General features: G+C 72.1%; 24 protein-coding genes. 8 read left to right on the top strand and 16 right to left on the bottom strand.

Annotation, left to right across the window (positions count from 1 at the left end; genetic code table 11):
• Positions 1-133 precede the first annotated feature (133 nt).
• Positions 134-625: a cupin domain-containing protein gene (locus M8J74_RS33385; protein ID WP_249840016.1), complete on the bottom strand. Its 492-nt coding sequence runs from the start codon at positions 623-625 to the stop codon at positions 134-136.
• Positions 626-662: 37 nt separating this feature from the next.
• A complete protein-coding gene (locus M8J74_RS33390; protein WP_249840017.1) occupies positions 663-1,034 on the bottom strand; it encodes a DUF4267 domain-containing protein in 372 nt (123 codons plus the stop codon).
• Between the two features lie 89 nt (positions 1,035-1,123).
• Between M8J74_RS33390 and M8J74_RS33395 the strand changes: the two genes are divergently transcribed.
• The gene (locus M8J74_RS33395; RefSeq protein ID WP_249840018.1) at positions 1,124-1,705 is read left to right on the top strand and encodes a TetR/AcrR family transcriptional regulator; all 582 of its coding nucleotides are present in this window, start codon (positions 1,124-1,126) and stop codon (positions 1,703-1,705) included.
• A 21-nt stretch (positions 1,706-1,726) separates the two neighbouring features.
• Here the strand turns inward: M8J74_RS33395 and M8J74_RS33400 are convergent, their stop codons facing one another.
• The 5 genes from M8J74_RS33400 to M8J74_RS33420 form a co-directional block, all read right to left on the bottom strand.
• Positions 1,727-3,967: a putative bifunctional diguanylate cyclase/phosphodiesterase gene (locus tag M8J74_RS33400; protein WP_249840019.1), complete on the bottom strand. Its 2,241-nt coding sequence runs from the start codon at positions 3,965-3,967 to the stop codon at positions 1,727-1,729.
• 258 nt (positions 3,968-4,225) lie between these two features.
• Complete coding sequence (gene ligA / locus M8J74_RS33405) at positions 4,226-6,418, bottom strand: NAD-dependent DNA ligase LigA (RefSeq protein ID WP_249840020.1); 2,193 nt, start codon at positions 6,416-6,418, stop codon at positions 4,226-4,228.
• A 15-nt stretch (positions 6,419-6,433) separates the two neighbouring features.
• Positions 6,434-7,432, bottom strand: coding sequence for a methionine synthase (locus M8J74_RS33410; protein WP_249840021.1), 999 nt, complete (start codon positions 7,430-7,432; stop codon positions 6,434-6,436).
• On the bottom strand, positions 7,429-8,127 hold the full coding sequence (locus M8J74_RS33415; RefSeq protein WP_249840022.1) for an SDR family oxidoreductase: 699 nt from the start codon (positions 8,125-8,127) through the stop codon (positions 7,429-7,431). Before M8J74_RS33415 ends, M8J74_RS33410 begins: the two co-directional genes overlap by 4 nt.
• 18 nt (positions 8,128-8,145) lie before the next feature.
• Positions 8,146-8,685, bottom strand: a complete 540-nt coding sequence (locus M8J74_RS33420; RefSeq protein WP_058923032.1) for an LOG family protein — start codon at positions 8,683-8,685, stop codon at positions 8,146-8,148.
• Between the two features lie 51 nt (positions 8,686-8,736).
• Here M8J74_RS33420 and M8J74_RS33425 point away from each other — a divergent pair, with 51 nt between their 5' ends.
• Both M8J74_RS33425 and M8J74_RS33430 read left to right on the top strand, forming a co-directional pair.
• A complete protein-coding gene (locus tag M8J74_RS33425) occupies positions 8,737-9,060 on the top strand; it encodes a DUF427 domain-containing protein (RefSeq protein WP_249840023.1) in 324 nt (107 codons plus the stop codon).
• A gap of 47 nt (positions 9,061-9,107) precedes the next feature.
• The gene (locus M8J74_RS33430; RefSeq protein ID WP_249840024.1) at positions 9,108-9,881 is read left to right on the top strand and encodes an alpha/beta fold hydrolase; all 774 of its coding nucleotides are present in this window, start codon (positions 9,108-9,110) and stop codon (positions 9,879-9,881) included.
• A 4-nt stretch (positions 9,882-9,885) separates the two neighbouring features.
• Here M8J74_RS33430 and mnmA read toward each other — a convergent pair whose 3' ends face one another.
• On the bottom strand, positions 9,886-11,022 hold the full coding sequence (mnmA, locus tag M8J74_RS33435; RefSeq protein ID WP_249840025.1) for a tRNA 2-thiouridine(34) synthase MnmA: 1,137 nt from the start codon (positions 11,020-11,022) through the stop codon (positions 9,886-9,888).
• Positions 11,023-11,082: 60 nt separating this feature from the next.
• Between mnmA and M8J74_RS33440 the strand changes: the two genes are divergently transcribed.
• Together M8J74_RS33440 and M8J74_RS33445 are read left to right on the top strand one after the other, a co-directional pair.
• Positions 11,083-11,751, top strand: a complete 669-nt coding sequence (locus M8J74_RS33440) for an N-acetylmuramoyl-L-alanine amidase (protein WP_249840026.1) — start codon at positions 11,083-11,085, stop codon at positions 11,749-11,751.
• Between the two features lie 204 nt (positions 11,752-11,955).
• The gene (locus M8J74_RS33445; protein ID WP_249840027.1) at positions 11,956-13,515 is read left to right on the top strand and encodes a multicopper oxidase family protein; all 1,560 of its coding nucleotides are present in this window, start codon (positions 11,956-11,958) and stop codon (positions 13,513-13,515) included.
• 7 nt (positions 13,516-13,522) lie between these two features.
• Here M8J74_RS33445 and M8J74_RS33450 read toward each other — a convergent pair whose 3' ends face one another.
• From M8J74_RS33450 to M8J74_RS33460, 3 genes are all read right to left on the bottom strand, one after another.
• Positions 13,523-14,686, bottom strand: coding sequence for a cysteine desulfurase family protein (locus M8J74_RS33450; protein WP_058923038.1), 1,164 nt, complete (start codon positions 14,684-14,686; stop codon positions 13,523-13,525).
• A 72-nt stretch (positions 14,687-14,758) separates the two neighbouring features.
• Positions 14,759-15,034 (bottom strand): DUF4190 domain-containing protein, encoded by a 276-nt coding sequence (locus M8J74_RS33455; protein ID WP_249840028.1) that lies wholly within the window; start codon positions 15,032-15,034, stop codon positions 14,759-14,761.
• A 38-nt stretch (positions 15,035-15,072) separates the two neighbouring features.
• On the bottom strand, positions 15,073-15,228 hold the full coding sequence (locus M8J74_RS33460) for a hypothetical protein (RefSeq protein ID WP_174267089.1): 156 nt from the start codon (positions 15,226-15,228) through the stop codon (positions 15,073-15,075).
• Positions 15,229-15,372: 144 nt separating this feature from the next.
• Here M8J74_RS33460 and M8J74_RS33465 point away from each other — a divergent pair, with 144 nt between their 5' ends.
• On the top strand, positions 15,373-15,999 hold the full coding sequence (locus M8J74_RS33465) for a TetR family transcriptional regulator (protein ID WP_249840029.1): 627 nt from the start codon (positions 15,373-15,375) through the stop codon (positions 15,997-15,999).
• A gap of 80 nt (positions 16,000-16,079) precedes the next feature.
• Here the strand turns inward: M8J74_RS33465 and M8J74_RS33470 are convergent, their stop codons facing one another.
• Complete coding sequence (locus M8J74_RS33470; protein WP_249840034.1) at positions 16,080-16,472, bottom strand: hypothetical protein; 393 nt, start codon at positions 16,470-16,472, stop codon at positions 16,080-16,082.
• Between the two features lie 140 nt (positions 16,473-16,612).
• Complete coding sequence (locus M8J74_RS33475; RefSeq protein ID WP_249840030.1) at positions 16,613-17,590, bottom strand: helix-turn-helix transcriptional regulator; 978 nt, start codon at positions 17,588-17,590, stop codon at positions 16,613-16,615.
• Positions 17,591-17,714: 124 nt separating this feature from the next.
• Here M8J74_RS33475 and M8J74_RS33480 point away from each other — a divergent pair, with 124 nt between their 5' ends.
• Positions 17,715-18,302 (top strand): TIGR03086 family metal-binding protein, encoded by a 588-nt coding sequence (locus M8J74_RS33480; protein WP_249840031.1) that lies wholly within the window; start codon positions 17,715-17,717, stop codon positions 18,300-18,302.
• Here M8J74_RS33480 and M8J74_RS33485 read toward each other — a convergent pair.
• The gene (locus tag M8J74_RS33485; RefSeq protein ID WP_249840032.1) at positions 18,289-19,152 is read right to left on the bottom strand and encodes a thioesterase family protein; all 864 of its coding nucleotides are present in this window, start codon (positions 19,150-19,152) and stop codon (positions 18,289-18,291) included. The two genes, M8J74_RS33480 and M8J74_RS33485, sit on opposite strands and share 14 nt — an antisense overlap.
• Positions 19,153-19,314: 162 nt before the next feature.
• On the opposite strand from M8J74_RS33485, the gene M8J74_RS33490 reads away from it, so the two are divergent.
• The gene (locus M8J74_RS33490; RefSeq protein ID WP_249840033.1) at positions 19,315-20,532 is read left to right on the top strand and encodes an alpha/beta hydrolase; all 1,218 of its coding nucleotides are present in this window, start codon (positions 19,315-19,317) and stop codon (positions 20,530-20,532) included.
• Here M8J74_RS33490 and M8J74_RS33495 read toward each other — a convergent pair.
• Together M8J74_RS33495 and M8J74_RS33500 are read right to left on the bottom strand one after the other, a co-directional pair.
• Positions 20,441-21,097 carry a trimeric intracellular cation channel family protein gene (locus tag M8J74_RS33495; RefSeq protein WP_058923045.1) on the bottom strand — a complete coding sequence of 219 codons (657 nt, stop codon included), beginning with the start codon at positions 21,095-21,097 and terminating at the stop codon, positions 20,441-20,443. The two genes, M8J74_RS33490 and M8J74_RS33495, sit on opposite strands and share 92 nt — an antisense overlap.
• Positions 21,098-21,120: 23 nt before the next feature.
• Positions 21,121-21,596, bottom strand: a 476-nt coding sequence (locus tag M8J74_RS33500; RefSeq protein WP_283948920.1) for a M1 family aminopeptidase, incomplete at its 5' end; no start/stop codon positions are given.

A 21,596-nucleotide genomic window follows, 5' to 3' on the forward strand; every position in this document is an offset into this window, starting at 1 on the left:
CGTGGCGGAGCCACGTGGGCGATTCGGCAACGCGGCGAGCGTGCGCGCCAGGCGTCGCGCGGCAGACGGGAATGTGCCGCCAAGCCCCAATCCTAGGGGGCTTGGCCCCCCGGCCGTTAAACGGTTTCGGCGGTCACCGTCGGGCGTCCCATGCCTCGCTCTTCAGGAAGTGGTTGTCGTAGAGCTCCTGGACCTCCAGGAGGCTGTCCACGGTGGCCTCGCCGAGGCGGATGCGCTGGAGGTGGCGGAAGTACTCGAAGCGCTCGACGCCCGGCGTGATGACGATGAGCAGGTCGGCCGTGGCGCCGGGAGCGGCGGCGAAGGCGTGCGGCCGGTCCGGCGGGACGATGATCAGGTCGCCGCGCTCGGCGGTGACGACGTCGTCGCCGGAGAGGACCTCGGCGGCGCCGTCGAGCAGGTAGAACATCTCGGCGGAGTGGTGGTGCGTGTGCGGGCGGGCTCCGTCGGCGCCCTCGGCGAGGGTGACGCGCACCGTGGACAGCGCGCCGCCGCTGGCGCTGCTGTCGGCCAGCAGCCGCACGGCGACGGGGTCTGACCCGACCACCTCGGCCTCCGCGTCGCGGACCAGCACGGTTTCGTCGAACTTCGGTACGAACAGCGACATGTCTCGATTCCCCCTGTCGTCTCGCCTGCGGACGCGGTCAGACCGCGAAGAGCAGTCCGGCGCTGACCAGTACAACGAGCGCGGTGGCGAAGTGGATCCCGAACGCCACGGCCTTCGCGCCGCCGTTGCGCAGCACTATCAGGGTGTCGCCGAACGGGATGAGGGCGACGCCGACCATGAACCAGGCCTCGGCGTGCGCGCCGGCGAAGGCCAGGACGAGGAGGCCGACGACGCCGAGGGCACCGTCCCTGGACCCCTTGATCGTGAGGTAGGCGCCGGCGTCGCCCGCGGGGTCGGCGGGGACGCCGTAACCGGCGGCGGCGGGGCCCGGCTGGAACAGGAAGCGGTAGCCGAGGAACAGGCAGAACAGGTCGAGCAGGACGGCCAGGGTGTAGGCGGCCACGGTCATGACGGTTCTCCTTTTTCTAGCAGCGCTAGGAACACGATCGACGCTAGCAGAGCATCGACAGAACCGCTAGCACTGCTAGAATTTCAGGCATGTCGATTCAGACGCGCCGGGAGCGCGAACGAGCGGAACGCGAGCGGCTGATCGTCACGGCCGCGCGGGAGCTGGCGGAGGCCGAGGGCTGGGACGCGGTGACGACCCGGCGCCTGGCGGCGGAGATCGAGTACAGCCAGCCCGTCCTCTACAGCCACTTCAAGGGCAAGGACGCGATCATGGCGGCGGTCGCGGTGCAGGGCTGCGCCGACCTCGCGGTGGAGCTGCGCGCGGCGCGGACCGCGGCCGAGGGCCCGCGCGAGGCGCTGGCGGCGGTGGGCGAGGCGTACGCGTCCTTCGGGCGGCGGCGGCCGGCCCTGTACGACGCGATGTTCACCCACGCGGTGGATCTGCCGTTCGCCACCCCCGAGGCCCCGGCGCCGCTGCAGGAGGCGTTCGCGGAGCTGGTCGCGGTGGTGGAGCCGATCGCGGCGGAGGGCGAGGACATCGGCCTGCTCACCGAGACGTACTGGGCCGGACTGCACGGCCTGGTCACGCTGATGCGCAGCGGCCGCCTCCCGGAGCGGGACCACGACCAGCGCCTGGCCCTGCTGATCGGCCACTTCACGGCCGCGCTCTGACGCGCGGGCCGGCGGACGGAGCTACTCGGCCGCCGGCAGGGCGGCCCGGGGGCGCTGCCAGCCGCGGGAGCCCCGGGCCCGCAGCCATGCCGTGGTCTCCTCGGGCGGCATGGCCGCGGCCACCAGCCAGCCCTGTACGGCGTCACAGCCGAGGTCGCGCAGCCGCTCCCAGGTCTCGTCGTCCTCCACACCCTCCGCGACGACCAGCAGGCCGAGCGAATGGGCGAGGTCGACCGTGCAGCGCACTATCTCGGCGTCCTCGGTGTCCACGGCCAGCCGCGCCACGAACGACCGGTCGATCTTCAGCTCGCTGACCGGGAGCCGGCGCAGGTGGACCAGGGACGAGTAGCCCGTGCCGAAGTCGTCCAGGGACATCTTCACGCCGTGCGCGGTCAGTCCGGCCAGTGTGTCGGCGGCCCGCTGCGGGTCCTCCAGCAGCACGTGTTCCGTGATCTCCAGTTGGAGCGCTCCCGCGGGCACCCCGTGCCGGGCGAGCCGCGCGGCCACCGAGCCCGCGAACCCGGGCGTGTGCACGTCGCGCGGGGAGACGTTGACCGCCACCGGCACGTACAGGCCCTGCGAGCGCCACTCGGCCACCTGCCCGAGCGCCGTCTCCAGCACGTACTCGGTGAGATGGGGCATCAGCCCGGAGGACTCGGCTATCGCTATGAACTCGTCCGGCGGCACCTTCCCCCGCTCGGGGTGCACCCACCGGACCAGGGCCTCCAGGCCCGCGACCTGCCCGTCGAAGCGGACCTTGGGCTGGTAGTGCAGCTGCACCTCGTGCGCGTCCAGCGCGCGCCGCAGATCGCCCAGCAGTCCCAGCCGGTCCGGCGTGTTCGAGTCCCGCTTGGACTCGTACACCTCGACGCCCGTGCGGTCACGCTTCGCCTGGTACATCGCCACGTCCGCCCGCCGCAGCAGCCCCTCCGCGTCCAGGGCGTGGTCGGGGAAGACGGCGACGCCCGCACTGGCCTCCAGGACGAGGGTGAGTCCGTCGAGGTCGAGCGGGGAACTGAGCGCGGTGACCAGGCCGCGGGCGACCCGGGTCGCGGACGTCGTGGAGTCGGCGACGGGCAGTAAAACGGCGAACTCGTCGCCGCCGAGCCGCGCGGCCTCCGCCCCGCGCGGCAGGGCCACCCGCAGCCGGTCGGCGATCTGCAGCAGCAGCCGGTCACCGGCGAGGTGGCCCAGGGTGTCGTTGACGGACCGGAAGCGGTCGAGGTCGATGAGCATCAGGGCCGAGCGGACGCCGATGCGCTCGGCGTCGTCGAGCGCGGTCCAGATCCGCTCCAGCAGCCACTGCCGGTTCGGCAGCCCGGTCAGCGGGTCGCGCAACTGCTCCTCGGCCCGGGCGCGGGCGATCCACAGGGTGGAGTCGAGGGCGATCAGCGGGATGGCGAACAGCGGCAGCAGCACCGGCTGGGCGACGGCGACGACGCACACCAGCGGGGCGATGCCGAGCAGGGCGATCGCGACGAGTCCCTGTCTGACCAGGGCGGTACGGGCGACGGTGGGCAGTCCGCCGCGCGGTGCGTGCAGGTACCACAGCAGGGTGCGGGTGACCAGGAGGTAGGCGGTGGCGACCAGGACGACCTCGGGGGCTGTGTAGACCGTCCAGGTGTCGGGGTTCCACGGCTTCTCGACCGACGGCACCCGGCCGAAGACGCCGAGCACGAGGGCGCCGGCGCCGATGCCGAGGATGTCGACCGAGCCGTGCAGCACGCCGGCCCTCCAGCGTCCCCGCCTGGCTATGCCGACCAGCACGACGACGGTGAGGCTGACCATGCCGGCCGCGACCCAGCCGTAGAGCATCAGGACGGCGAGGGTGAGGGCGGCGCCGGAGCCCGTGCCGCCCCACCAGCGGGAGCGGCCGAGCATCACCAGGTGGCCGACGATGATGCCGGTCAGCAGGGCCAGCGACCAGCCGACCGTGCCGGACGGGAAGAGCGCGTGCGTGCCGGTGAACGCCCGGTAGAACCCGGCGCCCAGGACGAACGCGGCGGCCGAGACGACCGCCGCGGGCAGCGCCGGCCAGGACAGGTGCCGTTCGGGGTCGGTGCCGTCCGGCTGCGCGGGCGGGTGGCCGGCGGTGAGCGGGGGCACACCGCGGACGTCCGTCACGGTGTACTGTCCGGTGCCGCGCCCCTCCGCGCCCGGACGCTCCGACGGCCGTCCGGTCCACCGGCTCGGCAGCCAGGCACCGGTGACCCGGCGCCGGCGCAGCCGTGAGTCCGGGGCGGCGCTCTCGGTCGGTTCCATTCCCGTCCCTCTCACAGCCGGCGGTGCCCACGCCACGCGGCCCGGTGCCCGACATCCGTCCACGGCGCCGCGTTGGAAAACCCTTCCCCGTGCCCACGAGGAGCACGGGGATGCCCCGACCGCAGCTGGGCACGGCAGGCGCACATCTCAACAGTAGGCCGCAGAAGGCTTCCACGGGCAGCGGTCGCAGACGGTTGCCCGAATGACCCCGGCCACCCGTATGCATCTGGTATGCGCCGAACGGGTGTCCTTCAACCGCTACTCCTCTGTCGGAAGCGCGACTTCGGCCGCCGCCTCCGGCCCCTGTTCCAGCAGGACGGTGAAGCCGTCCTCGTCGAGCACAGGCACCTTGAGCTGCATCGCCTTGTCGTACTTCGAACCAGGATTGTCGCCCACGACGACGAAGGACGTCTTCTTCGAGACGGAACCGGTGACTTTCGCTCCGCGGGTCTGCAGCGCCTCCTTGGCGCCGTCGCGGGTGAAGTTCTCCAGCGTGCCGGTGACGACGACGGTGAGACCCTCCAGGGGGCGGGGGCCCTCGTCCTCGGTCGACGAGGCGTCCTCCAGCGGGACTCCGGCGGCCTTCCACTTGCGGACGATCTCCCGGTGCCAGTCCTCGGCGAACCACTCCTTGAGCGCGGCGGCGATGATCGGGCCGACGCCGTCGGTGCTCGCCAGCTCCTGTTCGGAGGCCTGTTCGATCCGGTCGATGGAGCGGAACTCGCGGGCGAGGGCCTGCGCGGCGACCGGGCCGACGTGGCGGATGGACAGGCCGTTGAGGAACCGGGCGAAGGGACGGCTCTTGGCCGCCTCGATGTTCTCCAGCAGCGCCAGGGTGTTCTTCTTCGGCTCGCCCTTCTGGTTGGCGAAGACCGTGACGACCTTCTCCTCACCGGTCTTGGGGTCCCGCTTGGGCAGGCCGCTGTCCGGGTCCAGGACGTAGGCCTTGATGGGCAGCAGCTTCTCGACGGTGAGGTCGAACAGGTCGCCCTCGTCGACGAGCGGCGGGTCGGCCGGCTCCAGCGGCCGGGTGAGCGCGGCGGCGGCCACGTCGCCGAAGTGCTCGATGTCCAGGCACTCGCGGCCCGCGAGGTAGGAGACCCGCTCCCGCAACTGGGCCGGGCAGGTACGCCCGTTGGGGCAGCGGAGGTCGATGTCGCCCTCCTTCATGGGCCTGAGCGGCGTACCGCACTCCGGGCACTCGCCCGGCATCACGAACTCCCGCTCGCTGCCGTCCCGCAGGTCGACGACCGGCCCGAGGATCTCCGGGATGACGTCACCGGCCTTGCGGATGACCACGGTGTCGCCGATGAGCACCCCCTTGGCCTTGACGACGTCCTGGTTGTGCAGCGTGGCGAACTCGACCTCGCTGCCCGCGACGGTGACCGGCTCCACCTGGGCGTAGGGCGTGACGCGACCGGTGCGGCCGACGCCCACCTTGATGTCGATGAGCTTGGTGTTGACCTCCTCCGGCGCGTACTTGTAGGCGATCGCCCAGCGCGGGGCGCGGGCCGTCGAGCCCAGGCGGCCCTGGAGGCGGATCTCGTCGAGCTTGACGACGACGCCGTCGATCTCGTGCTCCACGGAGTGCCGGTTCTCGCCGTAGTAGGCGATGAACTCCCGTACGCCGTCGAGGCCGTCGACGACCCTGTTGTGCCGGGAGGTCGGCAGGCCCCAGGTCTTGAGCAGGTCGTACGCCTCGGAGAGGCGGTTCATGCCCTCGAAGCCCTCCAGGGCGCCGATGCCGTGGACGACCATGTGCAGCGGGCGGCCGGCGGTGACCCGCGGGTCCTTCTGGCGCAGCGAACCGGCCGCCGCGTTGCGGGGGTTGGCGAACGGCTTGTCACCGGCGGCGACCAGCCGTTCGTTGAGGTCGAGGAACTTCTCCATCGGGAAGTAGACCTCGCCGCGGATCTCCACGAGGTCGGGGACCTCGTCGCCGTCGAGGCGGTCCGGGATCTCCGCGATCGTGCGGACGTTCGGCGTGATGTCCTCGCCGGTCCGGCCGTCGCCGCGGGTCGCCGCGCGGGTGAGGCGGCCGTGCTCGTAGGTGAGGTTGACGGCGAGGCCGTCGACCTTCAGCTCGCACAGCAGGTGGTAGACGGAGCCGCCGACGTCCTTGGCGACGCGGTCGGCCCAGGCGGCGAGTTCCTCGTCGTTGAAGGCGTTGTCCAGGGACAGCATGCGCGAGCGGTGCTCGACGGAGGTGAACTCGGTCTCGTACGCGCCCGCGACCTTCTGCGTCGGCGAGTCCGGCGTGCGCAGCTCCGGGTACTCGTCCTCCAGGGCCTCCAGGGAACGCAGGAGCTTGTCGAAGTCCGCGTCGCTGACGACCGGAGCGTCCTTCACGTAGTACCGGAAGCGGTGCTCCTCGATCTGCTCAGCGAGCTGCGCGTGCTGCTCCCGTGCCTCGGCGGGCACCGTCGTCTCCGCTTGCTTGTCGCCGGCCACCGTGTTGTCCTCCCGTTACTCTGGGTTGTCCGCGAGGGATCTCGCCGCCCGGACGCAGTGGGCGAGCGCCCGGCGCGCATAGGCGGGGGAAGCGCCCGCGAGCCCGCACGACGGCGTGATGGTGACCGCCTCCGCGAGGAGCTCCGGCCGCAGCCCCAGCCTGCGCCACAGCGTCCTGACACCCATGACGCTACCGGCAGGGTCCGACAATGGGCCGTCCGTCCCCGGCACGACACCGGCGAAGAGCCGGGTCCCCCCTTCCACCGCCTCGCCGATCACGTCGTCGTCACGCTCGGTGAGAAGTGAGAAGTCGAAGGAGACCGCGCTCGCGCCGGCCCTGCGCAGCAGGGCGAAGGGGACGTCCGGCGCGCAGGAGTGGACCACGGTGGGGCCCTCGCCGTGCACCGCGAGGACGTCGCGGAGGGTCGCCTCGACGGCCTGCCGGTCCGGGGCCCGGTGGGTGCGGTAGCCGCTGGCGGTGCGCACCTGGCCGCGCAGCACGGCGGTGAGGGAGGGTTCGTCGAGCTGGAGGACGAGTCGTGCGCCGGGGATGCGCCGGCCGACCTCGGCCAGGTGCAGGCGCAGGCCCTCGGCGAGCGACGCGGCGAGGTCGCGGCAGGCGCCGGGGTCGCCGAGGGCCGCCTCGCCGTTCCTCAGCTCCAGGTTGGCCGCGAGCGTCCAGGGGCCCACCGCCTGCACCTTCAGCGGGCCCTCGTAGCCCTGGGTGAACTCCTCCAGGGCGTCGAGATCCTCGCCGAGCCAGGACCACGCCCGCTTGGTGTCGCGTCCCGGCCGGTCCCCGAGCCGCCAGCCGCTGGGCTCCACGCGCGCGTACAGCTCGACGAGCATCCCGGCGGTGCGGCCGATCATGTCCGCGCCGGGGCCGCGGGCGGGCAGCTCGGGCAGGTGGGGGAAGTCCTCGAAGGTGCCGGTGACGGCCTTGGCGGCCTCCCGGGCGTCGCCGCCGGGCAGGGAGCCGATGCCGGTGGCCGGGCCGAAGCCGGACGCGGTCACCGGCCCGGCCTCACCGTCAGGTCGTTGACCTCGGCGTCCGCGGGCAGGTCGACCGCCATCAGGATCGCCGTGGCGACCGACTCGGGGTCGATCCACCGGGCGGGGTCGTACTCCTTGCCCTCCTGCTGGTGGACCTTGGCCTGCATGGGGCTCGCGGTGCGGCCCGGGTAGACCGAGGTGACGCGGACGCCGTTGGCGTGCTCCTCGTGGCGCAGGGAGTCGGCGAGGGCCTTGAGGCCGTGCTTGGAGGCGGCGTACGCGGACCAGTCGGCGTGGGCGGCCAGGCCCGCGCCGGAGTTGACGAACACCACGTGCCCGCGGGCGGCCCGCAGCTGGGGCAGGAAGTGCCGGGTCAGTTCGGCCGGGGCGATCAGGTTGACGTTGAGCTGGTGCCGCCAGGACTTGGGGGTGAGGTCGCCGACCGGGCCGAGGTCGACCACGCCGGCGATGTGCAGCAGCGAGTCCACGCGGTCCGGGAGCGACTGGTGCGAGAACGCCCAGGACAGCTTGTCCGGGTCGGCGAGGTCCCCCACGAGCGTCCGGGCGCCGGGGAACCGGGCCGCCAGCTCCTTCGCGCGGCCCGCGTCGCGCGCGTGCAGCACGAGTTCGTCCCCGCGCGCGTGGAGGCGGCGGGCGACGGCGGCGCCGATGCCGGAGCCCGCCCCGGTGATCACATGTGTAGCCATGCCCGCCATGCTCGCACCCGCGGGCGGCTACTCGATCCCCTGGCTCTCCTCCAGGTACGCCAGCGCCCCCACCGGCTCCTCCGCGAAGAACACCAGCTCGGTCAGCGGGCGCGGCAGGAAGCCCTCGTCGTCCATGCGGCGGAACTGCTCCTTGAGGCCGTCGTAGAAGCCCGCGGTGTTCAGCAGCACCACCGGCTTCTCGGTGTGGCCGTGCTTCTTCAGCTCCAGGATCTCGGTGGCCTCGTCGAGGGTTCCGGTACCGCCGACCATGATCACCACCGCGTCGGACTTCTCCAGCAGCAGCCGCTTGCGCTCGGCGAGGTCGCGGGCGATCACCATCTCGTCCGCCCCCTGGCGCGCCTTGGCCGCGAGGAAGTCCACGGAGACCCCGCACAGCCGCCCTCCCGCGGCGTGCACGCCGTCGGCGACCACCTTCATCAGGCCGACGTCCGAGCCGCCCCACACGAGCGTGTGGCCGCCCTTGCCGAGCAGTTCCGCGAACTCGCGCGCGGGTCCGGTGTAGCGGTCGTCGAGGTCGGCGGCGGAGAGGAAGACACAGATACGCATGAGGTCACGGTACGCGGGAAGAACCGGGGGCCCGCGAGCGCTTGTGTCTCCATGGCCCAAGGACACACGATCACCATCGAGCAGGGCGAGCGGCGCGTGCGCGTGGTGCACGGCGATCAGATACTGGCGGAGAGCGAACGGCCCCTGGTGCTCAGGGAGACGGGCTGTCCGGTGCGGTACTACATTCCCCCCGAGGACGTTCGGCTGGACCTGCTGAAGCCCTCCGAGACCCACACCTACTGCCCGTTCAAGGGCACCGCGTCCTACTGGTCGCTGCCGGACGCGCCGGACCTGGTGTGGTCGTACCCCGATCCCAAGCCGGCGGTCGCACAGATCAAGGATCACCTCTGCTTCTACGAAGTCGAGGTGTCGTGAGCGTCTGAGGGCGATTATTCCGCCCCGGTGGGGCAGTCTCCACAGACATGGACAACAACACCATTTCGCGCGACGGCACCTCCCTCGCGTACCAGCGCGCCGGCGAGGGCCCGGCGGTCGTCCTCGTGAGCGGGGCGATGTCGACGGGCGCCACCGTGGCGCCCCTCGCCGGGCTTCTCGCGAAGCGCTTCACCACCGTCTGGTACGACCGCCGCGGGCGCGGGCAGAGCGGCGACACGCAGCCCTACGAGGTCGCCCGGGAGGTCGAGGACCTCGCGGCGCTGATCGACGCGGTGGGCGGCGAGGCGTCGCTGTACGGCATCTCCTCCGGCGGCGCGCTGGTGCTCCACGCGGTGGCGAGCGGGCTGCCGGTGCGCCGGGCCGCCGTGTACGAGGTGCCGTACGCCGTCGACGAGGGCGCCGCGAAGGAGCGCGCGGAGTACACCCGGAACCTCGACGAGGCGCTCGGCGCGGGCCGGCGCGGTGACGCCGTGGAGCTGTTCCTGCGGCTGACCGGGCTGGCCGAGCAGATGATCCAGGGCGCCCGGAACTCCCCCATGTGGCCCGGCATGGAGGCGATCGCGCCGACCCTCGCGTACGACGACGCCGTGCTGGGCGGCGGTCTGGTGCCCGAGGCCCGGCTGGCCGGGATCGAGGTGCCGGTGCTGTCGCTGGCGGGCGGCGCGAGCCCCGCCTGGATGCGCGAGGCCGCCCGCGCGGTGGCCGACGCCGTGCCCCAGGGGACGTATGCGGTGCTGGAGGGGCAGACCCACATGGTGGACCCGAACGTCCTCGCGCCGGCGCTGGCGGAGTTCCTGTGAGGGATCAGGCGACCGGCGCCGTCGTCCTCGCGCGCGTGGTCGTCGCGATCGTCGCCGAGCCGACCACGCGCGTGCCGTCGTAGAGGACGATCGCCTGGCCGGGGGCGACGCCGCGGACCGGCTCGGTGAAGGTCACCCGCAGTTCGCCGTCGACGAGTTCGGCGGTGACCTCGGTCTCGCCGCCGTGGGCGCGCAGCTGGGCGGTGTAGGTGCCGGGGCCGGACGGGGCGGTGCCGCACCAGCGGGGCTTGATCGCGGTCAGGGCGGTGACGTCCAGGGCGGCGGCCGGGCCGACCGTCACCGTGTTGTCGACCGGCGAGATGTCGAGGACGTAGCGCGGCTTGCCGTCGGGGGCGGGGGTGCCGATGCGCAGGCCCTTGCGCTGGCCGATGGTGAAGCCGTACGCGCCCTCGTGGGTGCCGACCTTGGCGCCGGACTCGTCGACGATGTCGCCCTCGGCCTTGCCGAGCCGGTTGGCGAGGAAGCCCTGGGTGTCGCCGTCGGCGATGAAGCAGATGTCGTGCGAGTCGGGCTTCTTGGCGACGGCGAGGCCCCGGCGCTCGGCCTCGGCGCGGATCTCGTCCTTGGTCGTCACCGTGTCGCCCAGCGGGAAGAGCGCGTGGGCGAGCTGCTTCTCGTCGAGCACGCCGAGGACGTACGACTGGTCCTTGGCCATGTCGGAGGCGCGGTGCAGTTCGCGGGAGCCGTCCGGCAGTTCGACGACCTTGGCGTAGTGGCCGGTGCAGACCGCGTCGAAGCCCAGGGCCAGCGCCTTGTCCAGCAGGGCGGCGAACTTGATCTTCTCGTTGCAGCGCAGGCACGGGTTCGGGGTGCGGCCGGCCTCGTACTCGGCGACGAAGTCCTCGACGACGTCCTCGCGGAAGCGGTCGGCGAGGTCCCAGACGTAGAACGGGATGCCGATGACGTCGGCGGCGCGGCGGGCGTCGCGCGAGTCCTCGATGGTGCAGCAGCCACGCGCGCCCGTGCGGAACGACTGCGGGTTCGCGGAGAGCGCCAGGTGGACGCCGGTCACGTCGTGGCCGGCCTCCGCGGCGCGGGCGGCGGCGACGGCGGAGTCCACGCCGCCGGACATGGCGGCGAGGACGCGGAGGGGGCGGGTGGGCTGCGGGATGTCAGTCATAGCCCTTCAAGGGTACGGGGGTCCGGGAACCGGAGCCCGCGAGTATCCGTTGACGATCACATGGGGGCGGAGAAGAGGTCCGGGGACGCCGACCGCCGGCTGGGGCGGCGCGCGTTGATCGTCGGCGGGGCGGCCGCCGCCGTCGGCACGGCCGCGCTGGCCCGCGAGGAGCTGACGCACCTGTGGTGGCGGCTGCCGGGCGTGGAGAAGCCGCGGGTGGCGGGCGCGGTGGACTTTCAGGGGGCACGGTGGATCGCGGCCTCGCCGGGCAACTTCCGGCGGGCGGACCGGCCCGACGACTACGCCATAGACCGGGTGGTCGTCCATGTCACCCAGGGCGGTTACGCGAGCGCGGTGAAGGTCTTCCAGGACCCCGCGCACCAGGCCGCCGCCCACTACATCGTCCGCCGGGACGGCGGGATCACGCAGATGATCCGCGAGCTGGACGTGGCGTACCACGCCGGCAACAGGCAGTACAACGAACGGAGCGTCGGCATCGAGCACGAGGGCTTCGTGGAGCGGAGGTCCTCCTTCACCGACGCGATGTACGCCTCCTCGGCGCGGCTGACGGCGGGGATCTGCGGGCGGTACGGCATACCCGTGGACCGGGAGCACATCATCGGGCATGTGGAGGTGCCGGGGACGGACCACACCGACCCGGGGCCGTACTGGGACTGGGACCGGTACATAGGACTTGTACGGCGGGCCGGACAGACGCGGGGCCGGTGATGAAATCGTGATGCTGTGGGTAGCGGACGTGCGCCGCCTGTCCGTTGCGTCCCGTCCGGCGGAGGTGACCTGCGGGACCCCAACTCGGCATTCTCCTCAGGTGAGTTGAGCGGACTCACGCTCACGGCGCGTTCACAGCGCGCGCGGCCTGCTCCTAACTTCGGCCCAGTCCTCGCACAGCCCCCGGGTCAAACATCCCGGGCCATGGCTGACATCACCGAGCCCGATCGCCCCACGAGCGACGCGGGCAGCAGGAGCGAGAAGAAGACCAGGCACACCAAGGCCGGCCGGGCCTTTGGCGGCAAGGGCATGCACCGGCGCGGGTTCCTCGGCGGCATGGCCGGCGTGGGACTCGGGGCGGTCGCGGGGGCGGGCGGCGCCTTCTCCCTGCTGGCCGAGGCGGGAAGGAACAGGGCGAGCGCGGCGACCGCCACCGCCACCCTCACCGTCCCGGACCTCCTCGAGGGCACCACCTCCGACGGCACCACCACCTTCACCCTGGAGGCGAAGACCGGCACCGCGGAGGTCCTCTCCGGGGTCACCAGCGACACGATGGGCTACAACCAGTCCTTCCTCGGCCCCACCATGAAGTGGACCAAGGGCGACACGGTCCTGCTCGACATCACCAACAGCCTGGGCGAGGACACCACCGTCCACTTCCACGGCGCGCACGTCCCGGCCAAGATGGACGGCGGCCCCCAGGTCGCCTTCGCCGACGGGAAGACCTGGTCCCCGACGTTCACGGTCAAGGACGACGCCAAGACCCTCTGGTACCACCCGCACGCCCTGGGCACCACGGCCAAGCAGGCGGTGCACGGCCTGGCCGGCATGATCATCGTGGAGGACGACTCCACCGCGTCCTCGAACCTGCCCAGCACCTACGGCACCGACGACATCCCGCTCATCTTCCAGAGCCTGGCCACCGACAGCGGCGGCGACATCAAGTACAACCTCACCGGCTATCTGAGCAGCGGTCTGAGCTTCCCGCTGCTGCTGAACGGCACGAACGTCGACGACACCACGCTGACGTTCACGGCGACGAAGACCCGCACCCGGTTCCGCTGCCTCAACGCCTCGCCGTCGGACATCATCACCATCCAGCGCGGCGACGGCGGCACGCTGCACCAGATCGCCACCGACCAGGGTTATCTCACGGCGGCCACCGAGGTGACCAGCATCCGGCTGGTGGCCGGCGCCCGCGCGGAGTTCGTGCTGGACCTCTCGGACGCGGTCACGCTCCAGGCCGTCGTCACCACCGGCTGGGTGCGCGGCGGCAGCGGCACCTACGACGTGCTGGCGGTCACCGCGTCCGGCACCGACACCCCGGACGACCTGCCGAGCTCGCTCAACACCATCGACCGGTACGACACCGGCGACTTCACCGCCCGCACGATCACGCTCGGCCAGAACGGCACGACCATGACGATCAACGGGTCGGCGGGGACGAGCATGTCGTCCATGGCGATGATCAGCACCACGCTGGGCGCCAAGGAGATCTGGACGATCAAGAACAACACCCAGCTGGAGCACTCGTTCCATCTCCACGACGTGCCCTACCAGTTGGTCTCCGTCAACGGCGAGGACCCCACCGGCGTGGACCTCGGCTGGTTCGACACCTACGAGGTGGTCGGCGGCGGCTCCATCGAGATCGCCATGGAGTTCACGGACTTCGCGGACGACACCTACATGTACATGCTCCACTGCCATCTGCTGCAGCACGAGGACGAGGGCATGATGGCGTCCCTGATGGTGACGGAGAGCTAGCCGGGCCCTAGGTCAGCCCCGCGGCGCGTGCACGCTCCACCGCGGGGCCGATCGCCTTGGCGACCGCCTCCACGTCCGCCTCCGTGGAGGTGTGGCCGAGGGAGAAGCGCAGGGTGCCGCGGGCCAGGTCGGGGTCGGTGCCGGTGGCCAGCAGGACGTGGCTGGGCTGGGCGACGCCCGCGGTGCACGCGGAGCCGGTGGAGCACTCGATGCCCTGGGCGTCGAGGAGCAGCAGCAGGGAGTCGCCCTCGCAGCCGGGGAAGGTGAAGTGGGCGTTGGCCGGGAGCCGGTCGACCGGGTCGCCGCCGTAGATCGCGTCCGGCACCGCCGTGCGCACCGCCTCGACCAGGCTGTCGCGCAGGGCGCCGATCTCGGTGGCGAACCACTCGCGCTGCTCGGCGGCGAGGCGGCCGGCGACGGCGAACGAGGCGATCGCCGGGACGTCGAGGGTGCCGGAGCGGACGTGGCGCTCCTGGCCGCCGCCGTGCAGGACCGGTACGGGGGTGTGCTCGCGGCCCAGGACCAGGGCGCCGATGCCGTACGGGCCGCCGATCTTGTGGCCGGAGACGGTCATCGCGGCGAGGCCGGAGGCGGCGAAGTCGACGGGGACCTGGCCGAAGGCCTGGACGGCGTCGGAGTGCAGCGGGACGCCGAACTCGTTCGCGACGTCGGCGAGTTCGCGGACCGGCAGGACCGTGCCGATCTCGTTGTTGGCCCACATCACGGTGGCCAGGGCGACGTCGTCGGGGTTGCGGGCGAGGGCCTCGCGCAGGGCGTCGGGGTGGACGCGGCCGTGGGAGTCGACGGGGAGGTACTCGACGGTGGCGCCCTCGTGTTCGCCGAGCCAGTGCACGGCGTCGAGGACGGCGTGGTGCTCGACGGGGCTGGCGAGGACACGGGTGCGGGCCGGGTCCGCGTCGCGGCGGGACCAGTACAGGCCCTTCACCGCGAGGTTGTCGGCCTCGGTGCCGCCGGAGGTGAAGACGATCTCGCTCGGGCGGGCGCCGAGCGCTTCGGCGAGGGTCTCGCGGGATTCCTCGACCGTGCGGCGGGCCTGCCGGCCGGAGGCGTGCAGGGAGGACGCGTTGCCGGTGATGCTCAGCTGGGCGGTCAGTGCCTCCGCCGCCTCCGGGAGCATCGGGGTCGTGGCGGCGTGGTCGAGGTAAGCCATGGTGGGCCCGATTCTACGGGGCCGGTGCCGCCGGTCTCGGGTCCAGGCTCCCCGGGAGGTGCCCGCCGCGGCTCACAGGCTCCAGGAGACGGTGTTGGACATCTCCATCGCGACCGCCAGGACCACGAGGTCGGCCACGCCCAGGGTCATGCCGAGGACGGCCCGTCCGCGGCGCTTGGTGCCGCGCCACAGGGCCGCACCGGCGAGGGCGATGGCGATCGGGCCCAGGAAGACGTTCAGGACGAGCAGGCCGACGAGGCCGAGGATGAAGGACGCGACGGCCATGCCGTCGGCGTCGCGGCGGGTCGGGGCGGAGGTGGTGCCGTTGGCAGGGGCGGTGAGTTGCATGACGGGTCAGCTCCCGGCAGGACGTAGGGGCGGCGGGGTCAGTGGGTGCGGCGGCCGTGGCGCTCGCGGAGCGCGAAGATGCCGAGCCAGGCGGCGATCAGTGCGGCCGCGACCAGGGTGAAGGTGAACGGCGCGTGGGCGACGGTGCCCAGCACGGCGCCGAAGAGCATGAGTGCGGCGACCAGGAACAGCATGGGATCGATCCCCCTTCGACACGTCCCGAGGGACGCTCTCGTTACGTTTCGGTGAACAGTTGTAGTTACAGTTGTTCACTGACTCTAGAGTCTAGCGTGTTCCCCCGCTTTCCAAATCCAGAGAACAGTTGTTAACTGGATGACATGAGTCACACCCTCGGCATCCGGCAGGCCCAGAAGCAGAAGACCCGGCAGGCGCTCCTCGACGCCGCGCTCGGCCTGCTGGAGGGGCAGAGCCTGAGCAGCCTCGGTCTGCGCGAGGTCACCCGCGCCGTCGGCGTCGCGCCGACCGCCTTCTACCGGCACTTCCGCTCCATTGCGGATCTGGGCGTGGCCCTGGTCGAGGAGGCCCTGGGCAGCCTTCATCCCATGATCCGCACAACGGTGACCGCGGCGGACAGCAGTGACGAACGCATCGCACGCGCCATTGAGTTGATTGCCGGTCATGTGGACGCGTACCCCGCACATGTCCGCTTTATCGCCCGCGAACGACATGGCGGAGTTCAGTCGGTGCGCGAGGCGATCCGGGACCAACTCGCCCGGTTCGCCGAGGAGGTGAGCGCCGAGCTCGCCAAGGACCGCGCGGCCGAGGGCTGGAGCGAGGAGGACCTGCTGATGCTCGCCCACCTGTACGTGGACCAGATGCTGATCACCGCCTCGCTGTTCCTGGAGGCCCTGGACGGCACCGGCGAGGACCGGGAACGGATCGCGCAGGTCGCGACCCGGCAGATGCGGCTCATCAGCATCGGGCGGCAGCACTGGCTGGACTGAACGGCCCGGGCGTGGGACGGCACAGAGGCGGCACCCCCATTCACCGGGGGTGCCGCCTCTGTGTCGTACGCGGCGCGGGGTCAGCTCTTGGTCGCCGCCGCCGTCGGCTGCCCGGAGGGGGTACCGCTCGGCAGAGTGCCGCCCCGGCCCCCGCCGCCCGGGCCCCCACAGCCGCCCATGCCGCCGCCGGGAGCGCCCTGACCGCCCCCCTGGCCCCCGCCGGGCGCACCGCTGGGAGCACCGCCGGGCATGCCCGTGGGGGCGCCGCTCGGCCTGGCCGTGCCCGTCGGGGCACCCGAGGGGGCGCCGCTCGGCCTGCCGGAGGCGTTCCCGGTGGGCGCCGAACAGGTCTGCTGCCGACCGGAATCACCGCTGTTCGAGGTCGACGAGGAGTCGCCCGAGCCGCAGGCCACCAGAGCCAGGGGCGCGAGCGCCAGCAGCGCCACCGCGGGAACGAGACGCACACGCTTCATGAGAGACAACTCCAAGGAGGATGAGGGAGTCCTGAGGCGGGCACTCAATCAACGGCGCTTAGGGGTTTCTTGGGGGCCGGCTGTCCCCGGCCTGTGGTTCGGGTGAAGCGGACGTCAACAAGCCCTGCCCACCTGCGACTTCACGCGTCGGCGTCCGCGCCCCGCTGGTACAGGGCCGTGACGGAGGCGGCCGCCGCGGCCAGTTCCGCGCGCGCCTGTGGCGGGGCGAGGACCTCCACGTGGTCGGCGAACGGCAGCAGCTGCCGCACCTCGCCCACCACGCCGTACGACAGCCCGACGGTCACCCACTCCCCCTCGCCGTCGGTGTCCGGGAGCCGCGCGAGCTGTGCGGCGCTCAGGCGCAGGAACATGTCGAGGCGCTCGCGCCGGACCCGGACGGTGACGTCGAGCCCGCCGGGGCGCTCCTCGACCTGGCGGCGCAACACCTCCCAGACGTCGGCCAGTTCGACGCCGGGCCGGCGCCGCACGGGATCGTCGAGGACCGTCGCCGACCGCACCCGGTCGGCCCGGAACAGCCGCGGTCCCGCCCGCCGGTCGGCCACCAGGTACCAGACGCCCGCCTTCGAGACGAGCCCGTACGGGTCGACGGTGTACGTCCGCGGCTCCCGTTCCCCGCTGTGCCGGTAGCGCAGCCGCAGCCGCCGGTCGGCGAAGACGGCGTCCTGCAGCACGTCGAGGTCGACGGCCTTCTGCGGACCGCCCTTCCAGCGCGTGGCGTCGACCAGGATGCGGCGGCTGGTCACCTCGGCGGCCGGGCGGTACGGCGCCGGCAGCGCGGCCATCACCTTGCGCAGCGCCGAGCCGAGGGCGGCGTCGAGGCCGAGGGCCGCGTGCGCGCCCTGGGCGGCCAGGATGAACAGCGCGCGGGACTCGTCGGCGGTCAGCCCCGTGACGTCCGTGCGGAAACCGGCGAGCAGTTCGATGCCGCCGTGCCGCCCGCGCTCGGCGTAGACCGGGACCCCGGAGGCGGACAGCGCCTCGACGTCCCGGTAGATGGTGCGCACCGACACCTCCAGCCGCTCGGCCAGTTCGTGCGCGGGGACGCGGCCCCGGGTCTGCAGGAGCAGCAGGATCGACAGCAGGCGGTCGGCTTTCACGGCACCAGAATCCATCGCCGCGAACCCCGCGGCAAATGTTGACGGAAACTGTCAGGTTATGCCGGGACTCTTCAGGTGTCGGCCCACCGATCCTCCGGGCCGGCCCACCACAGAGAGGCAGCACATGAACGCCATCGACCCCCGCCCCCTGTACACCCGCGCCACCGACCAGGTGGCCGCGCTGATCAGGACCGTCCGCCCGGAGCAGCTCGGCGGCCCCACCCCGTGCGCGGAGTTCGACGTCCGCACGCTGCTGTCCCACATGGTCGGCGGCAGTCTGCGCATCGCGGTCGTCGGCGAGGGCGGCGACGGCATGGCCGTGCACCCCTTCGCCGAGGGTGTGGCCGACGAGGAGTGGACGGCGGCGTACGAGGAGGTCCGTATCCGCGTGATCAAGGCGTGGGAGAGCGACGACCGCATGGAGGCGCCGGTGCGGGTGCCGTGGGGCGAGGTCCCGGGCCGGGCGGCCCTGTCCGGCTACACCATGGAGCTGGTGACCCACACCTGGGACCTGTCCGAGTCCCTCGGCCACCCCCTCCCGCTCGACCCGGAACTGGCCGGTTTCGCGCTCGCCACGGCCCGCCGGGTGCTGTCCGAGCCCGAACGGGACGCGGACACCCCCTTCGCGTCGGCCGTGCCGGCCCCCGCGGGGGCCGACACCTATGGGGAGCTGGCGGCCTGGCTGGGGCGTGAGCCGCTCAGCCGAGCCTGACGCGGGCGAGCTGGCGGGACTGGGCGACCAGGCGGTCGGCGCTGTCCCAGACCTCGGCGTCCTCCTCCAGGAAGCCGCCGGCGAGGTTGCGGGTGGTGATGGCGACGCGCAGCGGGCCGGGGGCGGGACGGGAGCGGACGTGGACCGTCAGCTCGACCGTGGGGACCCAGCCCTTCAGGCCGATCTCGAAGGCGGTGGGCGGGAGCGCGTCCACCGCGAGCAGGAGGGAGAGCGGGTCGGCGTCGCGGCCGTCGGCGAGGCCGAACCAGGCCCGCATCTCGCCCTTGCCGGAGGGGGCGCCGAGCGCCCAGCCGAGGGTGGCGGGGTCCAGCTTGATCATCAGGCGGTCGGTGATGGCCGAGCTGCCGGGGACCGGCGAGGGGCCGTCCTGGGGACCGAAGCACTCCTGCGGCGGCGGCATGGCGGGCGGCTCCGCGGTCGTGCGGACGTCGTCGGGGAGGGCGTCGAGGTCTCCGTAGGAGGCGAGGACGCGGATGCGTTCCACCTCGCGGCCCTCCTCGTCGTACTGCACGAGGGAGGCCTGGCCGGTGGAGAGGGTGCGGCCGGTGCGGACCGTCTCGGTGCGCACGACCGCCGGGCCCGGCTGGGACGCGGTGAGGTAGTGCGCCGAGATCGTGAAGGGGTCCGCGTGCGGCAGCGTGTCCGCGAGGGCGCGGCCGAGGACGGCCAGGAGGTAGCCGCCGTTGACGGCGTTGATGATGGTCCAGCCGGCGGACAGGTCGATGTCGTAGACGCCGGGGGCGCGTGCGGTGAGCGCGGTGTCGCGGTCGAACTCGCTGTCGCCGATCGTGGCCCGCGTCGGGGTCGCGGCGGAGGCTGCTTCTGGCATGGATGAACCGTACAACAGGTAATTACTAAGCGGTAGCTTTGAGTGCGACGGTCATGTGACGGGTGGGCCCGACACCGTCTCCTGGGTGAGATACCGGCAATTTCTTGGTAAGTGTCCGTACTCGTCCTCAACCCGGGGCCCTTCCCGCCCCTCTATGGGGACATGAGCCTCACCGGGACTCCGTTCCTCTACACCCTGATCGTGCTGTTCGCGGTCGCCCTGATACTGCCCCTCGTCCTGTGGTCGCGGGTGCGTGGGCCGAAAGCCCTGCGCGCGGTGGCCCGGATGTTCATGGTGCTGTTCGCCCAGGGCACCGCGGTCGCGCTGGTCTTCGTCCTCGTCAACAACGCCAACAGCCTGTACGACAACTGGGCCGACCTCCTCGGCACCGGCAACCACGTCCAGCAGGCCGCCAACCTCGGCGCCGACGGCACCGGCGGCATCGCGCTGAAACGGTTGCCCAAGGTGAAGCAGACCTTCACCGCGACCACCGGACCGGGCATGCGCGGAGTGCGCGTCACCCAGCTCAAGGGCCGCGTCTCCGGCGTCAACGCCGAGGTCTACGTCTGGCTGCCGCCCCAGTACGGCGAGCCGAAGTACGCCCACCACAAGTTCCCCGTCGTCGAGCTGCTGCCCGGCTACCCCGGCTCCGCGAAGGCCTGGTTCGGCTCGCTGCACGCGACCGCGCAACTGGCGCCGCTGATGCGCGGCGGCGAGGTCTCGCCGTTCATCCTGGTCGCCCCGCGCACCAACCTGCTGGCCGGCGTCGACACGGGCTGCGCCAACATCCCCGGCACCGTCAACGCCGACAGCTGGCTGAGCATCGACGTGCCGAAGATGGTCACGGACAACTTCCGCGCGCAGCCCGCCCCCAGGGGCTGGGCGGTCGCCGGGTACTCGGCGGGCGCGCACTGCGCGGTGAAGCTGGCCGTCGCCCACCCGGACCGCTACATGGCCGCCGTCAGCATGTCGGGCTACAACGACCCGATCGGCGAACGCAACTCCCTCGCCGCGCAGAACCTGCGCATCCGGGCGCAGAACAACCCCTACCTGCTGCTGAAGAAGGCGCTCACGCCGCCGCGCATCGCGCTGTACATCTCCGGCCAGCCGCGCGACGGCTACGAGGCGGGAGTCGCCCTGGAACAGACCGCCAAGGCCCCGACGACGGTCCACGTGATCTTCATCCCGAGAAGCGCGGGCGGCCACAACATGGCGCTGTGGCGGCCGCAGGTGGTCCCGGCGTTCCGCTGGCTGTCGGTGCAGATGGGCCAGCACCGGGCGCGCGGCACTACTCCTCCCGTACCGTCGAGCGGCGGTTCCACGCGCGCGGCGCTCGCCAGTGGTACCGCATCGCGAGCAGGCGCAGGACGAAGGCCGTGACGACCGCGAGGCCGCTGGTGAACGGGGTGAGGGCGTCGTAGCGGATGCACAGCACGACCATGGTGGCGCCGACGATCGCGGGGACCGCGTAGAGGTCGCGGTCCCAGCGCAGCAGGGACGGCACCTCGTTGGCGAGGACGTCGCGCAGCACACCGCCGCCGACGGCGGTGGCGAGGCCGAGGGTGGCCGACGAGGTGAGGCTCAGTCCGTACTCGTACGCCTTCGTCGTGCCGGCGACGCAGAACAGGCCGAGGCCGGCCGCGTCGAAGACGTTCACCGCGACCTGGATGCGCTCCACCTGCGGGTGCAGGAAGACGACCAGGAGCGCGGCGAGCAGCGGGGTGAGGAAGTAGCCGAGATCGGTGAAGGCGGCCGGCGGTACGGCGCCGATGACCAGGTCCCGGAACAGCCCTCCGCCCAGCGCGGTGACCTCGGCGAGGACGGCGATGCCGAAGACGTCGAAGTTCTTGCGGACGGCCAGCAGCGCGCCGGAGATGGCGAACACGAAGATGCCGATGAGATCGAGCGTGTGCTGGACGGAGGGGCTGAACAGTTGCTGAAGCACCCCACATTCTTACGCAGGGGTTTTCACAGGGCGGGCCTGCCCGTCGTGTAGAGCCACTTCTGGAACAGGTCGCCGAGCTTCTGGCCGGAGACCTTCTCGGCGAGCGCGATGAACTGGGCGGTGTTCGCGTTGCCGTACCGGTGGAGCTCGGTCCAGGCCGGCAGCAGCCGGAAGAACGCCTTGTCGCCGATGCGCTCGCGCAGCGCCTGCAGGGTCATCGCGCCGCGCTGGTAGACCGCGGAGGCGAACATGGTGTCGCGCTGCGGGTCGGCGACGGTGATCTGCCAGAACGGGCTGTCGGCGGGACGGGCGTTGTAGGCGGCCAGGAAGGAGTCGTGGGCGCTGCGGGTGCCCTGGTGCTCGGCCCACAGCCACTGGGCGTAGCTGGCGAAGCCCTCGTTGAGCCAGATGTCCTTCCAGCGCTCCACCGACACCGAGTCGCCGAACCACTGGTGGGCCAGCTCGTGCACGATCGTCGTCTCGCTGCGCACGGCCGAGT

The sequence above is a fragment of the Streptomyces panaciradicis genome (assembly GCF_023516615.1).
Taxonomy (GTDB): Bacteria; Actinomycetota; Actinomycetes; order Streptomycetales; family Streptomycetaceae; genus Streptomyces; species Streptomyces panaciradicis.

What these genes read in the sequence shown, in the direction of transcription:
- mnmA (WP_249840025.1), bottom strand. Translation starts at nt 11,022, where the DNA reads ATGACTGACATCCCGCAGCCCACCCGCCCCCTCCGCGTCCTCGCCGCC.
- M8J74_RS33420 (WP_058923032.1), bottom strand. Translation starts at nt 8,685, where the DNA reads ATGCGTATCTGTGTCTTCCTCTCCGCCGCCGACCTCGACGACCGCTAC.
- M8J74_RS33440 (WP_249840026.1), top strand. Translation starts at nt 11,083, where the DNA reads ATGGGGGCGGAGAAGAGGTCCGGGGACGCCGACCGCCGGCTGGGGCGG.
- M8J74_RS33425 (WP_249840023.1), top strand. Translation starts at nt 8,737, where the DNA reads ATGGCCCAAGGACACACGATCACCATCGAGCAGGGCGAGCGGCGCGTG.
- M8J74_RS33480 (WP_249840031.1), top strand. Translation starts at nt 17,715, where the DNA reads ATGAACGCCATCGACCCCCGCCCCCTGTACACCCGCGCCACCGACCAG.
- M8J74_RS33485 (WP_249840032.1), bottom strand. Translation starts at nt 19,152, where the DNA reads ATGCCAGAAGCAGCCTCCGCCGCGACCCCGACGCGGGCCACGATCGGC.
- M8J74_RS33465 (WP_249840029.1), top strand. Translation starts at nt 15,373, where the DNA reads ATGAGTCACACCCTCGGCATCCGGCAGGCCCAGAAGCAGAAGACCCGG.
- M8J74_RS33430 (WP_249840024.1), top strand. Translation starts at nt 9,108, where the DNA reads ATGGACAACAACACCATTTCGCGCGACGGCACCTCCCTCGCGTACCAG.
- M8J74_RS33445 (WP_249840027.1), top strand. Translation starts at nt 11,956, where the DNA reads ATGGCTGACATCACCGAGCCCGATCGCCCCACGAGCGACGCGGGCAGC.
- M8J74_RS33460 (WP_174267089.1), bottom strand. Translation starts at nt 15,228, where the DNA reads ATGCTGTTCCTGGTCGCCGCACTCATGCTCTTCGGCGCCGTGCTGGGC.
- M8J74_RS33470 (WP_249840034.1), bottom strand. Translation starts at nt 16,472, where the DNA reads ATGAAGCGTGTGCGTCTCGTTCCCGCGGTGGCGCTGCTGGCGCTCGCG.
- M8J74_RS33450 (WP_058923038.1), bottom strand. Translation starts at nt 14,686, where the DNA reads ATGGCTTACCTCGACCACGCCGCCACGACCCCGATGCTCCCGGAGGCG.
- M8J74_RS33490 (WP_249840033.1), top strand. Translation starts at nt 19,315, where the DNA reads ATGAGCCTCACCGGGACTCCGTTCCTCTACACCCTGATCGTGCTGTTC.
- M8J74_RS33390 (WP_249840017.1), bottom strand. Translation starts at nt 1,034, where the DNA reads ATGACCGTGGCCGCCTACACCCTGGCCGTCCTGCTCGACCTGTTCTGC.
- M8J74_RS33415 (WP_249840022.1), bottom strand. Translation starts at nt 8,127, where the DNA reads ATGGCGGGCATGGCTACACATGTGATCACCGGGGCGGGCTCCGGCATC.
- M8J74_RS33385 (WP_249840016.1), bottom strand. Translation starts at nt 625, where the DNA reads ATGTCGCTGTTCGTACCGAAGTTCGACGAAACCGTGCTGGTCCGCGAC.
- M8J74_RS33395 (WP_249840018.1), top strand. Translation starts at nt 1,124, where the DNA reads ATGTCGATTCAGACGCGCCGGGAGCGCGAACGAGCGGAACGCGAGCGG.
- M8J74_RS33455 (WP_249840028.1), bottom strand. Translation starts at nt 15,034, where the DNA reads ATGCAACTCACCGCCCCTGCCAACGGCACCACCTCCGCCCCGACCCGC.
- M8J74_RS33400 (WP_249840019.1), bottom strand. Translation starts at nt 3,967, where the DNA reads ATGGAACCGACCGAGAGCGCCGCCCCGGACTCACGGCTGCGCCGGCGC.